A 13,983-nucleotide genomic window follows, 5' to 3' on the forward strand; every position below is an offset into this window, starting at 1 on the left:
GGGGTGCTTTGGGGGCGGGTGGGGTTGTGTAGGTTGTGGGGCGGCTTTGGTTGGTGGGGGGGGCGGGGGGGGCGGGGGGGAAACCTCCCGGCCGCACCGGCGTACGTTGGGGGCCTCGGGCCGCACCGATGCCGGCGTACGTTCGGGACCTCGGGCCGCACCGGCACCGGTTCCCGCCCCGGGGCGGGCGGTTCACACCTCGAGGGACGGGCGGTTCACGCCCCGGGGGCGGCGGGCGGTTCACACCTCGGGGCCGGCCACCACCCGTACCGGAAGCGGCGTCATCGCCCCCCGCAGGGCGGCGGCGAACTCCTCGAACTCGCCGCCCCGCGCCGACCCGGTCCGCATCGCCAGCGCCACCCGCCGGGTGGGGGCCGGGTGGGCGAAGTCCCCGGTGGCCAGGGCGTCGTTGCGCGCGGTCTCCACCGTCACGGCGGTGCGCGGCAGCAGGGTCACCCCGAGCCCGCCCGCCACCAGCTGGACGAGGGTGGAGAGCCCGGCGGCGGTCGTGGTGACCGGCGCCCCCTGCGTACGGCCCGCCTCCCGGCAGATGTCCAGGGCCTGGTCGCGCAGGCAGTGGCCCTCGTCCAGGAGGAGCAGCGGCAGCTCCCGCAGCGCCTCGCGCGGGATGTCGGCGCGGCCGCCGAGCCGGTGGTCCTGCTCCATGACCAGCACGAAGTCCTCGTCGAAGAGCGGGATCTCGCTCACCCCGGGGACCCCGAGCGGCACGGCGAGGAGCAGCAGGTCCAGGCGTCCGGCGGCGAGCCCCTCCAGCAGGGAGGAGGTCTGCTCCTCATGGACCTGGAGGTCGAGATCGGGGTAGCGCTCGTGGACCAGCCGGAGCACGGTGGGCAGCAGATACGGGGCCACGGTCGGGATCACGCCGAGCCGGAGCACCCCCGTGAACGGCGCCCGCGCGGCCTCCGCCTCCTCCATCAGCGCCGCGACCGCCTCCAGTACGACGGCGGTCCGCGCCGCGAGCCGCTCCCCCGCGGGCGAGAGCAGCACCTTGCGGGTCGTCCGCTCGATGAGCTGGACACCCAGTGCCTCCTCCAGGGTGGAGACGGCTCCGGAGAGTGCCGGCTGACTCATCCCGATTGCTGCCGCCGCGTCCCGGAAGTGCAGGTGTTCGGCCACGGCCGCGAAGGCGCGCAGCTGCGACAGACTGGGCTGTCTGGCGGACTGCTTGACGGGCTGTCTGGCCGACTTATCGGGACGTATGCCCTGTTTCCTCTGGCCCACTGATAGGCACCTCCGATCATCACGACCGAGTGTAGCTATTTCCCTGATCAATGCACTCTGTGCCATGGTGGATCTCGTCCAACCCTCAGGAAATCTCCCGAAAGGGAAATTTCCTACGCTGCAAGGAGAGCGCGTGCTCACTGTCGGTGACAAGTTCCCCGAGTTCGACCTGACTGCTTGTGTCTCGCTGGAGAGCGGCAAGGAGTTCGAGCAGATCAACCACAAGACCTACGAGGGCAAGTGGAAGATCGTCTTCGCGTGGCCCAAGGACTTCACCTTCGTGTGCCCCACCGAGATCGCCGCCTTCGGCAAGCTGAACGAGGAGTTCGCCGACCGGGACGCCCAGGTCCTCGGCTTCTCCGGTGACTCCGAGTTCGTGCACCACGCCTGGCGCAAGGACCACCCGGACCTGACCGACCTGCCCTTCCCGATGCTGGCCGACTCGAAGCACGAGCTCATGCGTGACCTCGGCATCGAGGGCGAGGACGGCTTCGCCCAGCGCGCCGTCTTCATCGTCGACCAGAACAACGAGATCCAGTTCACGATGGTGACCGCCGGTTCCGTGGGCCGTAACCCCAAGGAGGTCCTGCGGGTCCTCGACGCCCTGCAGACCGACGAGCTGTGCCCGTGCAACTGGACCAAGGGCGAGAACACCCTCGACCCGGTCGCCCTCCTCTCGGGCGAGTGAGCTGATACCCATGGCACTCGACGAACTCAAGTCCGCCGTACCGGACTTCGCCAAGGACCTGAAGCTGAACCTCGGCTCGGTCATCGGCAACAGCGACCTCCCCCAGCAGCAGCTGTGGGGCACCGTGCTGGCCTGCGCCATCGCCTCGCGTTCGCCGCGGGTGCTGCGCGAGCTGGAGCCCGAGGCGAAGGCCAACCTGTCGCCGGAGGCGTACACCGCGGCGAAGTCGGCGGCCGCCGTCATGGCGATGAACAACGTCTTCTACCGGACCCGTCACCTGCTGTCGGACCCGGAGTACGGCACGCTCCGCGCGGGCCTGCGGATGAACGTCATCGGCAACCCGGGTGTGGAGAAGGTCGACTTCGAGCTGTGGTCGCTCGCCGTCTCCGCGATCAACGGCTGCGGCCAGTGCCTGGACTCCCACGAGCAGGTGCTGCGCAAGGCCGGCGTGGACCGGGAGACCGTCCAGGAAGCCGTCAAGATCGCTTCGGTGATCCAGGCGGTCGGTGTGACCCTCGACGCCGAGGCCGTACTCGCCGAGTAGTCACCCCGCACCACCCCTGATACCGGGAAGAGCCCCGAGGACGACCGACCGTCCTCGGGGCTCTTCCTTTTCCCTGCGCTCCCGCGCCCTACGGCTGCTTCTCCGGCGGTTCGTCCTGCGGAGAACGTACGGCCGGTGCCGCGGGCTCGGTGCCCGGTTCGTCCGGGACCGCCTGCGGCGCGCCCGGCGGTGGTGTCGGGGCGACCGGCAGCGCGGTGGCCCCGTGCTGCCCGCCGGCCGGGCCGGGGGCCGCGTACGAACGCAGGTAGCCGATCACCGTGTTGACCACGGCGACCAGCGGTACGGCGACCACCGCGCCGCCGATGCCCGCGACCAGGCCGCCCGTCGCCACCGCGAGGACCACGGCCAGCGGATGGACCCGCACCGCGCGGCCGAGGATGAACGGCTGGAGGATGTGGCCCTCGATCTGCTGCACGGCCAGGACCACCAGCAGCGCCACCAGCGCGGTCCACACCCCCTCGGTGACCAGCGCGACGACCACCGCGAGCGCGCCGGAGACCACGGCGCCGATGAGCGGGATGAAGGCGAACAGGAAGATGAAGACGGCCAGGGGCACGGCGAGGGGCACATTGAGGAAGTAGAGGCCCAGGCCGATGAAGATGGCGTCGATCAGGGCGACGAGCACCGTGCCGCGCACATAGGCGGTCAGGGTGCGCCAGGCACGCGGCCCGGCGCCGGCCACCCCGGGCCGGGCCTGGGCGGGCACCAGCCTGAGCGTCCACTCCCAGATGCGCTTGCCGTCGTAGAGCAGGAAGAGCGTGGAGAACATCGCCAGCAGCAGCCCGGTGAGGAACTCCACCAGGAACGTGACGCCTTGGAGCCCGGCGGAGGTGATCTCCTCCGTGTTGGTGCCGATGGTGTCGTTGAGGTTCTTGGCGATGTCGTTGATCTGCGACTCGGTGACGTGGAAGGGGCTGTCCAGCAGCCAGCGCTTCAACTCGTCGATGCCGTCGCGGACCCGGTCGGAGAGCGTGTCGAGGTTCTCCATCACCTGCCACACCACGAACCAGCCGACCAGGCCGATGATGACGAACCCGAGCACCGCGGTCACGGCGGTGGCGAGCCCGTGCGGCAGCCCGAACCGTTTGAGCCGTACGACGGTCGGCTGGAGCATCGCCGTGATGAGCAGGGCGGCGGAGAAGGCCAGGACGACCAGCTGCACGGCGGTGATCACCTGCATCAGCACCCAGAGGGTGCCCGCCAGCACGAGCAGCCGCCAGCCCGCCTCGGCCGCGACGCGCATCCCCCACGGGATCGCCGCGACCGGATCGGGCTTGGCGGCGACGGAGGGGGCGTACGAGGGTGGCGCGGGCACCTGCCCGGGGTCCTGGGCCTCCTCGGACGCGGACGCCCCGCCGTCCCCGAGGGGGTCGTCGTCGGCGCGCGCCCGGCGCTCTTCCAGGCGTGCGCCCAGCTCTGTCAGTTCGGACCCGAAGCGGCCCAGCCAGCCCGGTAGTTTCGACATGACTCTTTCCCTTCCCCCTGTTTCACTCCCCAGCGCTGCCCTGGATCGCCGGATGCGACCGTACACGCGCGAAGCCCCCCACCGCGTGGGCGGTGGGGGGCTTCACGAGGCCGGGGGCCGAGTCCTGCCGGACTCTCTCCCGCGCCTCTAATACCAGTTGTTGGCCTGCCAGAAGGACCAGGCGCCGCACGGGGAGCCGTAGCGGCTGTCCATGTAGCTGAGGCCCCACTTGATCTGGGTGGCCGGGTTGGTCTGCCAGTCGGCGCCGGCGGAGGACATCTTGTGGCCCGGCAGGGCCTGCATGAGTCCGTACGCACCGGAGGACGGGTTGACCGCGCGGTAGTTCCAGGTCGACTCGTGGTTCACGATGTTGCTGAAGCACTGGAACTGGTCCGCGGGGACCATCTGGCGGGCCATCGCCTGCACCTGGGACACGGTGTACGAGCCCTGGGCGGAGAACGAGGAGGCGTCGCGGACGGAGGACCGGCTGGCGCGCTCGGCGGCTTCCTTCTTCTCCTTCTCCGCCTGCTCCGCGGCCTTGCGCTCGGCCTCGGCCCGCTCCTCGGCCGCCGCCTTCTTGGACTTGGCGTCCTTGGCTGCCTGGAGGCGGGCGGACTCCTCGGCCGACTTCTTCGCGGCGGCGTCGGCGGCGGATGCCTGGGCATCGGCCTGCTGCGTCAGCGAAGCGGTCTGAACCTGGGCCTGCTGGCCCGCGGGGATGTCTGCGAGCAGCGTGGTGTCGGCTGCGGCCGCCTCGAAGTTGTTGTCGTCGGCGGCAGGTGCGCCGCCCGCAGCAACGCCTACGACGGCGCCTACGGTGGTGACCGCGGTGGCAGATGCCACGGCGAACCCCCGGACCGAGATCCGGCTCACATGGTGTCCTTCCAGCATCGCCCGCTTAGGTGACCTCGCGGGCGCAATCGTGCCCCTGGCACTGGCCTCCCTACTGCGTGGGTCACGGGAGGCACGGGCCCGTTGGGCAACCCCCGTCGAGGGGCTGCCGCGTGGTGCTCGCGGGCGGCATACGGGCGTCTCGTGTTGAGTTGTGTGGTGCCTGGCACCTCTGGAGGTGCCCAAGTGCCGTATGCGGGGCCTGACGGAAGCAAGACTCTGCCGGACAGGGACGCCACAGGCAATTCTGTGTTGCGTGGGAAAGGTCACACCTCGTTCGGGCCACCGGTTTCCCGTAAATGACGGCGCAACACGGTGCCGCCCGGCTAAGCTCCTTGGCTCGCCGGGCGGCACCAACGGGACATGCGGGTCAGATGTGCCCTTCCTCCAGCATTTCGGTCACCAGTGCGGCGATCTGTGAACGCTCCGAACGCGTGAGCGTCACATGGGCGAAGAGCGGATGACCCTTCAGCTTCTCGACCACGGCGACCACTCCGTCGTACCGGCCGACCCGGAGGTTGTCCCGCTGGGCCACGTCATGGGTGAGCACCACACGTGAATTCGCCCCGATCCGGGACAACACGGTCAGCAGGACGTTGCGTTCGAGCGACTGCGCCTCGTCCACGATCACGAACGCGTCGTGCAGCGAGCGGCCGCGGATGTGGGTGAGCGGCAGGACCTCCAGCATCCCGCGTCCCAGCACCTCCTCGATGACCTCGCGTCCGGCGACCGCCGAGAGCGTGTCGAAGACCGCCTGCGCCCAGGGGCTCATCTTCTCGGCCTCGCTGCCGGGGAGATAGCCGAGCTCCTGGCCGCCCACCGCGTACAGCGGGCGGAAGACCATCACCTTCTTGTGCTGCTGGCGCTCCAGCACCGCCTCCAGGCCGGCGCAGAGGGCGAGGGCCGACTTGCCGGTGCCGGCCCGGCCGCCCAGCGAGACGATACCGACGTCCGCGTCGAGCAGCAGGTCGAGGGCGATCCGCTGCTCGGCGCTGCGGCCATGGATGCCGAAGGCCTCCCGGTCTCCCCGCACGAGCCGCACGTTGCCCTCGGCCGTCACCCGGCCGAGCGCCTTGCCGCGCTCGGACTGGAGGACCAGGCCGGTGTGGACGGGCAGCTCGGCGGCCTCGGGGACGTACAGCGTCTCCTCGGTGAAGAGCAGGTCGACCTGCTCCCCCGAGAGGGACAGCTCCGACATTCCGGTCCAGCCGGAGTCGGTGATGGCCAGCTCGGCGCGGTACTCCTCGGCGAGGAGGCCGACCGAGGAGGCCTTGATCCGCAGGGGCAGGTCCTTGGAGACGACCGTGACGTCGTACCCCTCCGCCTGGAGGTTGCGCGCGACCGCGAGAATCCGTGAGTCGTTGTCCCCCAGCCGGTAGCCGGCGGGCAGGACGCCGGGGTCGGAGTGGTTGAGTTCGACACGGAGCGTCCCGCCCAGATCCCCGAGCGGGATCGGGGCGTCCAGCCGGCCGTACCGGATCCGAAAGTCGTCCAGCAGGCGCAGGGCCTGCCGGGCGAAGTACCCGAGCTCCGGATGGTGCCGTTTGGCCTCCAGCTCCGTGACCACCACGATCGGCAGCACGACTTCGTGCTCGTCGAAGCGGGCCATGGCGCCGGGATCGGCCAGCAGGACGCTGGTGTCGAGAACATATGTGCGCCTGTCGGGCATGCGGCGCTTGCTGCTGGTCACCACGGAAGGACGTACCCCCTCGGACGAGGTCGGGGAGTGCGACGAACGGTCGCGGAGCTTCCCGAAGGGAGAGGACGGACCGGGATCGGGCCCCTGTGCGCGGGCCGGACCACGGCCTCCGCGTCGGCCGCAGGCTGTCTGCGTCTACGGTCCTTCGTGTGCAAAGGGCCTCCCGGGCGAGCGGACTGGGCGCCACTCACTTGGATGCGACATCCGCCTGGTTGGTGACCGGATGCCGACCTGTCAGGGGTATTCCCTGTTCGGCCCGAAGCCATGCCGCCGCATATGACACGGTGTGGAGAAGTCCCGGTGGACGCGCGGTGACTCCCCTATATACGCGTACGCCCGATGGCTCCCCCGGGAGAGGGGAGCCATCGGGCGACACGAGTAAGGGGAGGCCGGTGGGGGCGGCTCCGGTCAGGCGCCGTAGCGCCGGTGGCGGGCCGCGTAGTCGCGTAGCGCCCGCAGGAAGTCGACCTTGCGGAAGGCCGGCCAGAAGACCTCGCAGAAGTAGTACTCGGAGTGGGCGCTCTGCCAGAGCATGAAGCCCGACAGACGCTGCTCGCCGCTCGTCCGGATCACCAGGTCGGGGTCGGGCTGACCGCGGGTGTAGAGGTGCTCGGAGATCAGGTCGGTGGAGACGATCTCCGCCAGCTCCTCGAAGCTCGTGCCCCGCTCGGAGTGGTCCAGGAGCAGCGAGCGCACGGCGTCGGCGATCTCCTGGCGGCCGCCGTAGCCGACGGCGACATTGACGATTATCCCGTCGACATGGGACGTCTCCTGCTCGGCCTCCTTGAGCACCAGCTGCGTCTCGGCGGGCAGCAGGTCGAGCGTGCCGACGTGGTGGACGCGCCACCGCCCGTCGGCGGCGAGGTTGCGTACGGTGTTCTCGATGATGCCCAGGAGCGGCTTCAGCTCGTGCTCGGGCCGGTCGAAGTTGTCCGTGGAGAGCATCCAGAGGGTGACGACCTCGACATCGGTCTCGCTGCACCAGCCGAGCAGCTCGGAGATCTTGTCCGCGCCCGCCTGGTGGCCCTGCACCGCCGAGCCGCCGGACGCCTTCGCCCACCGGCGGTTGCCGTCGAGGATGACCCCGATGTGCTTCGGCACCTGGTCGTGGTCCAGGCGGCCTCCCACCCGGCGCGCGTAGAGCCTGTACACCAGGTCGCGGAAGTTCACTGAGTTCACCCTCTCGGTTCCGTACGGGCCCGGGGCCCGCCCTCCCCGTCGCCGGGGGTCCGGGGTCCACCCCCGCGGAGGAACGCCGCGCGGTCCGCACGGACCCGCGCGGGCATGAGCCGCGCCGCACATCGGCATTTCCTCGAAGCCGCCACATTACTGCGATCGGGTCACGGGGGCCCAACCCGGTCTGTCACAACTCCGTGATAAGGAGGGAAAATGACTGATTACCTCTCCCCCGACCTCTTCTACCGCGCTGCCGACTCGCGCTACGACTCCATGGAGTACCGCCGCACCGGGCGCAGCGGCCTCAAGCTGCCCGCCCTCTCGCTGGGCCTGTGGCACAACTTCGGCGACGACCGGACGCTGGAGTCCCAGCGGGCGATCCTGCGCCGCGCCTTCGACCTCGGAGTGACGCACTTCGACCTGGCCAACAACTACGGGCCCCCGCCCGGCTCGGCCGAGCTGAACTTCGGCAAGCTGTTCGCCCAGGATTTCACCGCACACCGGGATGAGCTGGTCATTTCCACCAAGGCCGGTTACCGGATGCACCCCGGCCCGTACGGGGAGTGGGGCTCCCGCAAGTACCTGCTGTCCTCGCTCGACGCCTCGCTGAAGCGGATGGGCCTCGACCACGTCGACATCTTCTACTCGCACCGCTTCGACCCGCACACTCCGCTGGAGGAGACGATGGGCGCCCTGGCGTCCGCGGTGCGGCAGGGCAAGGCGCTGTACGCGGGGGTCTCCTCGTACACCGCGGAGCAGACCGCCGAGGCGGCCGGGCTGCTGAGGGAGATGGGCGTCCCGGCCCTCATCCACCAGCCGTCCTACTCCATGATCAACCGGTGGATCGAGGACGACGGCCTGCTCGACACCCTGGAGGCGGCCGGAATGGGCTGCATCTCCTTCGTACCGCTCGCGCAGGGCCTGCTCACGAACAAGTACCTGAAGGGCATCCCGGAGGGCTCGCGCGCCACCCAGGGCAAGTCCCTCGACCCGGGCCTGCTCTCGGACGAGGTGCTGCGCCGGCTGGGCGGCCTGAACGACATCGCACAGGGGCGCGGCCAGTCGCTCGCCCAGCTGGCCATCGCGTGGGTTCTGCGCGACAGCCGTATGACGTCGGCGCTGATCGGCGCGTCGAGTGTGCGGCAGTTGGAGGAGAACGTGGCCGCGCTGGCCGGACCGGCTCTGACGGCCGAGGAGTTGAAGGAGATCGACGCCTTCGCCGTCGACACCGAGGGCACCAACATCTGGGCCGGGCGCGGCTGACGCCGACTCAACAGGGTTTGGGTACGGGGGCGCTGCGCCGCCCCGAAAAAAACGGGCCGGTCCGTGGGGGGGGATACGGACCGGCCCGAGGGGGGGTTTCCACCATAACCCTTCGTAAGTGCTGATGGGTGCCACGCCACTCCACAACTACTCTCCGGGTTCGCCGGACTCCGTAACGGGCAGGGAGAACGGCCCTCCGGACCGCGCTCACGGGCCCGGATTCGCCCCCGGCATCGAAGGGGCGCGGAGCGGCGCGGGCTTGACGGTGCGTGGGGCGGTGGGGAGGGGCGGTGCGGAGGGGCGCGGTTCGGAGTGGTTGTAGGGGGGCGTGGCTGTGGGGGTGTGGTGCGGTCGTCGCCGTGCCGTTGTTGCGGACAGAAGGTGACCTGATGGGGCTCTAGGTTCGTCGCATGACGTCCCGAGCCCGAGCGACCCGAGCCCGTACGACCGTGACCGTGAGCTGGCCCGAGGCGAACGCCCGGAGGGTGGCCCGTCAGCACCTGGACAGCCCGGCGCGTGGCGCCTCCCCCGCCGACGTGGTCGGCGCGATGCTCGGTGCGCACGCCCAGGTGCTGTCGGCGGCCGAGCTGTCGGTGGGGCTGCGCGGTCGGGGCCTGACCCGTACGGACGTGCGTACGGCGCTGTGGACCGGGCGGAGCCTGGTCAAGACGTTCGGGCCGCGCGGTACGGTCCACCTCCTGCCCGCGGTGGACCTGCCGTTGTGGACCGGCGCGCTCTCCGCCGTACCGACGGGCCCGAACCCCTTTCCCAAGGACGCCCGGATGAGCCCCGAGCAGGTGGAGGCGGTCGTGGCGGCGATCGGGGAGGCGCTGACCGGGGCGGAGCTCACGGTCGACGAGCTCTCCGACGAGGTCGTCGCCCGGACCGGTCCGTGGGCCGGGGACCTGGTGATGCCCGGCTTCCAGACGATGTGGCCGCGCTGGCGGCAGGTCCTGCACCTGGCGGGCCACCGGGGCGCCCTGGCCTACGCCCCGAACCGGGGCCGCCGGGCGACGTACACCAACCCCGGCTGCACCCCTCTGCCCGGCGCGGAGGCACAGGCGGCCCTGGTGGAGCGGTACCTGTACGCGTACGGCCCCGCCACCCCGGCCCACTTCGCCCGGTGGCTGGCGGCCCCGAAGCGATGGGCGGACAGGCTGTTCGCCTCGCTGGCCGCCTCCGGGGCGATCGAGGAAGTCGCGTTCGAGGAGGCCGGGGCCGCCTGGGTGGTGGCGGGCGACACCGACTTCCCGGCCGACCCGGTACGGGGAGTGCGCCTGCTCCCCTATTTCGACGCGTTCGCCATCGCCTCACAGCCCCGCGAGCGGCTCTTCCCCGGCCGGGCCTTCGAGCGGGCGCTCGGCGGCGGGCAGGCGGGGAACTACCCGGTGCTGCTGGTGGACGGCACGGTCGCGGGCGTCTGGCACCAGCGCCGCTCGGGGAAGCGGATCGCGGTGACGGTGGAGCCACTGGAGCCGCTGCCTGCGCCACGGCTGCGGGCGCTGGAGGACGAGGTGGAGCGGGTGGGCGCGGTCCTGGAGGGGAAGGCGGAGCTGACGGTGGGGGCGGTGTCGGTGGGGCCGCACGCGTAGGGGTTTTGGTGGCGCGGGGCGTGGGGCTCGGCGGGGGCCCGATGGAAGGGCGGTGGGGCCCAGTGGGAGAGCGGTGGAACTCGGCCCGGGGCCCGTGGGAGGGCCCGGCAGGGGCCCGGTGGCGGGGGCGGTCGCCTCTCAGTGCGGGTGGAAGTGGACCGCCACCGTCTCCCCCGCCACCACCACGAAGTCCCCTTCCTCGCACCGGATGACCGCTTCGTGGACCTCGCCGTTGCCGTCCCTGCGCTCCAGCGTGCCGACGACCGTCCACGCTCCCCCGTACGGCACCGGCGGCAGCTGGGTCAGCGGCGCGTGCTGCCACTGGTTCGCCGGCACGCACCACTCGGGCAGCAGCGGCCAGGTGCCGGGGGTGATCCGCAGCGTCCAGTCGGAGGCACAGGTCAGCAGGACGGACTGGCCCTCCGCGATCACGAACTCCACGGCCTCCGGCTCACCCGCACGCCCCTCGGGGCGGTAGAAGACCCCGTGCACGGCGGTGATCCGGGAACCCATGAGCCAGTCGGAGTTACCGCTCCGGGACCGTCCGGACGGCCGGCCGTACTCTCCCCTCTCCACCGTCATCGCCGCTCCCCCTCCGTCTCGCCGGGCCTGCTCCCGCCGAGTAGGACGGCGCCGCGCCCGATCGAGTTGCCTGCGGGGCAAGGCTGAACTGACTTCCGAGGCAGGCAGGTTGGCGCTTCCTGATACGTCACAGGGGCTTGCGGGCCTCGATCAGGAAGCGCGTGGTGTGGGCGAGGAACGGCCCCTCCTCCTCGATCTTCCGGTGCAGTGCGGCCAGTTGGGGCCGGTACTGCTCGACGGTGAACCCCGGCACCATCCAGATCACCTTGCGGAGAAAGTAGACCACCGCCCCGATGTCGAAGAACTCGGTACGCAGCCGCTCCCGTCGCAGGTCGAGCACATCCAGCCCCGCCGCCTCGGCGGCGGCGCGCGCGTCCTCGGGGTCGCGGCCACGGCGCACCTCGGGCGGCTGCGGACCGAGGAAGTATTCGACGAGCTCGAAGACGCTGGCCGGTCCGACCTGCTGCGAGAAGTACGTACCGCCGGGGGCGAGCACCCGCGCGATCTCCTCCCACCAGGTGGTCACCGGATGCCGGCTGACCACCAGGTCGAAGGCCGCGTCCCCGAAGGGCAGCGGCGGCTCGTCCGCGTCCGCGACGACGACAGCGCCGAGGGGGTGCAGGAGCGCGGTCGCGCGGGCGATGTTCGGCGGCCAGGACTCGGTGGCCACGGTGACCGGCGGCAGCTTCGGCGCGGCGGCGAGCACCTCGCCGCCGCCGGTCTGGATGTCGAGCGCGGCGCGGGCCCCGCCGAGCCGGTCGGCCATCGCGCGCGCGTAGCCCCAGGAGGGCCGCTGCTCGGTGGCCCGCCCCTCCAGCCAGGAGAAGTCCCACCCGTCGACGGAGACGGCGTCGGCCTCGGCGACGAGCGCCTCGAACCGGTCGCGGGAGGCCGCGGAGGCGAAGGCCGGGGAGCCAGTGGAGGCGGGCGGGGGCGGGGCGGGCTCGGACGGTGAAGGAGCGAACGGAGGGGGCTGTTCGGGCATACGGGAATCGTGTCAGGGCGGGGGCGGGTGGCGCGACCGGATTCCGGGGGACCGACCCCGTAGAACCTCGTACGGGGTCGGTACGAGGTCGGTACGAGGTCCGTACGGGGCGCGTCCGGGGCGCGTCCGGGGCGCGTCCGGGGCGCGTCCGGGGCGCGTCCGGGCTGCGTACCGCCCGCCCCGGCGGCTCAGGCCGCCAACGCCCCCAGGAGCACCCCGACCAGCGCCCCGGTGATCATGAACGGGCCGAACGGGATGCCGGTCTTGCGCCCCGCCCGGCGCAGGAGGACGAGCCCGAGCCCGTACACCGCGCCGAACAGGAACCCGGCGAACCCGCCCAGGAACAGCACCTCCCAGCCGTACCAGCCGAGGGCGACGCCCAGGGCGAGGGCCAGCTTCACATCGCCGAAGCCCATGCCGTTCGGGTTGATGAGGAAGAGCAGGAGGTAGAAGCCGCCGAGCACCAGCCCGCCGAGCAGCCCGGAGGTCCAGGAACCGGCGTGTCCGGGGAGCAGGGCGGCCCCGCCCAGCAGGAGGACGGCCGCAGCGGCGAGGGGCAGGGTGAGTGGGTCGGGCAGCCGGTGCACCCGGCGGTCGACGGTGGCGAGCAGGACGGCGACGGGCGCCAGCAGCAGCCACCCGCCGAGCTCGGGCCGGGCCCCCGTGGCGGCGGCGAGCGCGACGCAGGCGAGGACGGTGACCAGGGGCGCGAGGGCCCCGGGCCCGTACGGGACGGGGCGGCCCGTGCGGGAGGGGCGGGAGGGGTGGGTGGTTGGGGTGGTTGGGGTGGCCGGGGCTGCGGGGGCGGGTGGGGTAGCCGGGGAGGCCGGGGTGGCCGGGGTGGCCGGGGTGGCCGGGGTGGCCGGGGATTCGGCGGGGCTCGGAACGGGGGCGTCGGTGTCGTCTCCGTACGGTGCGGGGGCGTCGGCCTCGTCTCCGTACCGTACGAGGGGGTCGGCCTGGTCTCCCCGCCGTACGGTGGCCTGCTCGCGGGACCCGCAGGAGGTGCAGCGGGCCGGGCCGAACCAGCCGCCGAACGGGCCGGTGAACGCATGCCCGGCGGGGCAGGCGGCGCGCCACGGCTCCTCGGGTTCGACGGAGAACCGGTACGCGGCACGCGGGATCAGCAGTCCGGTGGCTCCACCCCAGACAGCGGCGACGACGAGCAGCGCGAGGTCCACACCACGACCCTAATCGGCCGCGCGAACAGGGTGCTTGGGCCCTGGGGCCCACTCCGGACCGTTCGGGGCCCATGCGCGGGCGCCGGGGGCTACGGTCGGTGCCCATGAGGACTTGGCGGGATGGCGACGGCACGCTGACGGTCGGCGGGGACGCGGGGGCCCGGGAGGTGCCGCTGCGGATAGCGGCCTCGTACCGGGCCCGCACCCGGGGGCTGCTGGGGCGGGACGGGATCGACGGAGCGTTGATGCTCACTCCGGCCGGGAGTGTGCACACCTTCCGGATGCGGTTCGCCATCGATGTGGCCTACCTGGACCGGAAGTTCACCGTGCTGGCGGTCCGCACGATGAAGCCCGGCCGCCTCGGCCTGCCCCGGCTGCGGTCCCGCCATGTGGTGGAGGCGGAGGCGGGGGCGATGGAACGGTGGGGGGTGCGGCCGGGCGTCCGGGTGGAGCCACGGGCGGCGGGCGCGCCGGGGGCGGCGGGCGCACCGGGGGCGGCGGGCGCACCGGGGGCGTGAGGGGCGGACTCCGGGGGTGAGGGGTGGTGGACCCGGGGCGTGAGAGGCGGATCCGGGGGGCACGAGAGGCGGATCCGGGGGCACGAGGGGCGGACCTGGGCCTCGGCCCGCTCCGGCGCACCCCCATCGGCGAACC

The 13,983-nt window shown here is 71.9% G+C and carries 13 protein-coding genes; 5 read left to right on the forward strand and 8 right to left on the reverse strand.

Annotated elements, in window-relative coordinates; genetic code table 11:
- Positions 1–240: 240 nt before the first annotated feature.
- Entirely contained in the window at positions 241–1,242 is a 1,002-nt protein-coding gene (locus AB0917_RS09890; protein ID WP_366818999.1) for a hydrogen peroxide-inducible genes activator, read from the reverse strand.
- A 133-nt stretch (positions 1,243–1,375) separates the two neighbouring features.
- Here AB0917_RS09890 and AB0917_RS09895 point away from each other — a divergent pair, with 133 nt between their 5' ends.
- A complete protein-coding gene (locus AB0917_RS09895; protein ID WP_007452441.1) occupies positions 1,376–1,930 on the forward strand; it encodes a peroxiredoxin in 555 nt (184 codons plus the stop codon).
- A 10-nt stretch (positions 1,931–1,940) separates the two neighbouring features.
- Entirely contained in the window at positions 1,941–2,474 is a 534-nt protein-coding gene (locus tag AB0917_RS09900) for an alkyl hydroperoxide reductase (RefSeq protein WP_366819000.1), read from the forward strand.
- A gap of 88 nt (positions 2,475–2,562) precedes the next feature.
- Here the strand turns inward: AB0917_RS09900 and AB0917_RS09905 are convergent, their stop codons facing one another.
- From AB0917_RS09905 to AB0917_RS09920, 4 genes are all read right to left on the reverse strand, one after another.
- Positions 2,563–3,960, reverse strand: coding sequence for an AI-2E family transporter (locus AB0917_RS09905; RefSeq protein ID WP_366819001.1), 1,398 nt, complete (start codon positions 3,958–3,960; stop codon positions 2,563–2,565).
- 147 nt (positions 3,961–4,107) lie between these two features.
- Positions 4,108–4,833, reverse strand: coding sequence for a transglycosylase SLT domain-containing protein (locus tag AB0917_RS09910; protein ID WP_366819002.1), 726 nt, complete (start codon positions 4,831–4,833; stop codon positions 4,108–4,110).
- Between the two features lie 388 nt (positions 4,834–5,221).
- Entirely contained in the window at positions 5,222–6,544 is a 1,323-nt protein-coding gene (locus AB0917_RS09915) for a PhoH family protein (RefSeq protein ID WP_366819003.1), read from the reverse strand.
- 414 nt (positions 6,545–6,958) lie between these two features.
- Positions 6,959–7,720 carry an isoprenyl transferase gene (locus AB0917_RS09920; protein ID WP_366819048.1) on the reverse strand — a complete coding sequence of 254 codons (762 nt, stop codon included), beginning with the start codon at positions 7,718–7,720 and terminating at the stop codon, positions 6,959–6,961.
- A 219-nt stretch (positions 7,721–7,939) separates the two neighbouring features.
- On the opposite strand from AB0917_RS09920, the gene mgrA reads away from it, so the two are divergent.
- Together mgrA and AB0917_RS09930 are read left to right on the forward strand one after the other, a co-directional pair.
- Entirely contained in the window at positions 7,940–8,989 is a 1,050-nt protein-coding gene (mgrA, locus tag AB0917_RS09925) for an L-glyceraldehyde 3-phosphate reductase (RefSeq protein ID WP_366819004.1), read from the forward strand.
- 410 nt (positions 8,990–9,399) lie between these two features.
- Complete coding sequence (locus AB0917_RS09930) at positions 9,400–10,581, forward strand: winged helix DNA-binding domain-containing protein (RefSeq protein WP_366819005.1); 1,182 nt, start codon at positions 9,400–9,402, stop codon at positions 10,579–10,581.
- Positions 10,582–10,719: 138 nt separating this feature from the next.
- Here the strand turns inward: AB0917_RS09930 and AB0917_RS09935 are convergent, their stop codons facing one another.
- From AB0917_RS09935 to AB0917_RS09945, 3 genes are all read right to left on the reverse strand, one after another.
- The gene (locus tag AB0917_RS09935) at positions 10,720–11,163 is read right to left on the reverse strand and encodes a hypothetical protein (RefSeq protein WP_366819006.1); all 444 of its coding nucleotides are present in this window, start codon (positions 11,161–11,163) and stop codon (positions 10,720–10,722) included.
- A gap of 127 nt (positions 11,164–11,290) precedes the next feature.
- Complete coding sequence (locus AB0917_RS09940; RefSeq protein ID WP_366819007.1) at positions 11,291–12,148, reverse strand: class I SAM-dependent methyltransferase; 858 nt, start codon at positions 12,146–12,148, stop codon at positions 11,291–11,293.
- A 188-nt stretch (positions 12,149–12,336) separates the two neighbouring features.
- Positions 12,337–13,329 (reverse strand): A24 family peptidase, encoded by a 993-nt coding sequence (locus AB0917_RS09945; protein WP_366819008.1) that lies wholly within the window; start codon positions 13,327–13,329, stop codon positions 12,337–12,339.
- Between the two features lie 104 nt (positions 13,330–13,433).
- Here AB0917_RS09945 and AB0917_RS09950 point away from each other — a divergent pair, with 104 nt between their 5' ends.
- On the forward strand, positions 13,434–13,847 hold the full coding sequence (locus AB0917_RS09950; protein WP_366819009.1) for a DUF192 domain-containing protein: 414 nt from the start codon (positions 13,434–13,436) through the stop codon (positions 13,845–13,847).
- The last annotated feature ends 136 nt before the right edge of the window (positions 13,848–13,983 follow it).

The organism is Streptomyces sp. NPDC007346, from assembly GCF_040703535.1.
Classification (GTDB): Bacteria; Actinomycetota; Actinomycetes; order Streptomycetales; family Streptomycetaceae; genus Streptomyces.

Coding starts and splice junctions, on each gene's coding strand:
- AB0917_RS09950 (WP_366819009.1), top strand. CDS start 13,434: ATGAGGACTTGGCGGGATGGCGACGGCACGCTGACGGTCGGCGGGGAC.
- mgrA (WP_366819004.1), top strand. CDS start 7,940: ATGACTGATTACCTCTCCCCCGACCTCTTCTACCGCGCTGCCGACTCG.
- AB0917_RS09930 (WP_366819005.1), top strand. CDS start 9,400: ATGACGTCCCGAGCCCGAGCGACCCGAGCCCGTACGACCGTGACCGTG.
- AB0917_RS09935 (WP_366819006.1), bottom strand. CDS start 11,163: ATGACGGTGGAGAGGGGAGAGTACGGCCGGCCGTCCGGACGGTCCCGG.
- AB0917_RS09905 (WP_366819001.1), bottom strand. CDS start 3,960: ATGTCGAAACTACCGGGCTGGCTGGGCCGCTTCGGGTCCGAACTGACA.
- AB0917_RS09940 (WP_366819007.1), bottom strand. CDS start 12,148: ATGCCCGAACAGCCCCCTCCGTTCGCTCCTTCACCGTCCGAGCCCGCC.
- AB0917_RS09900 (WP_366819000.1), top strand. CDS start 1,941: ATGGCACTCGACGAACTCAAGTCCGCCGTACCGGACTTCGCCAAGGAC.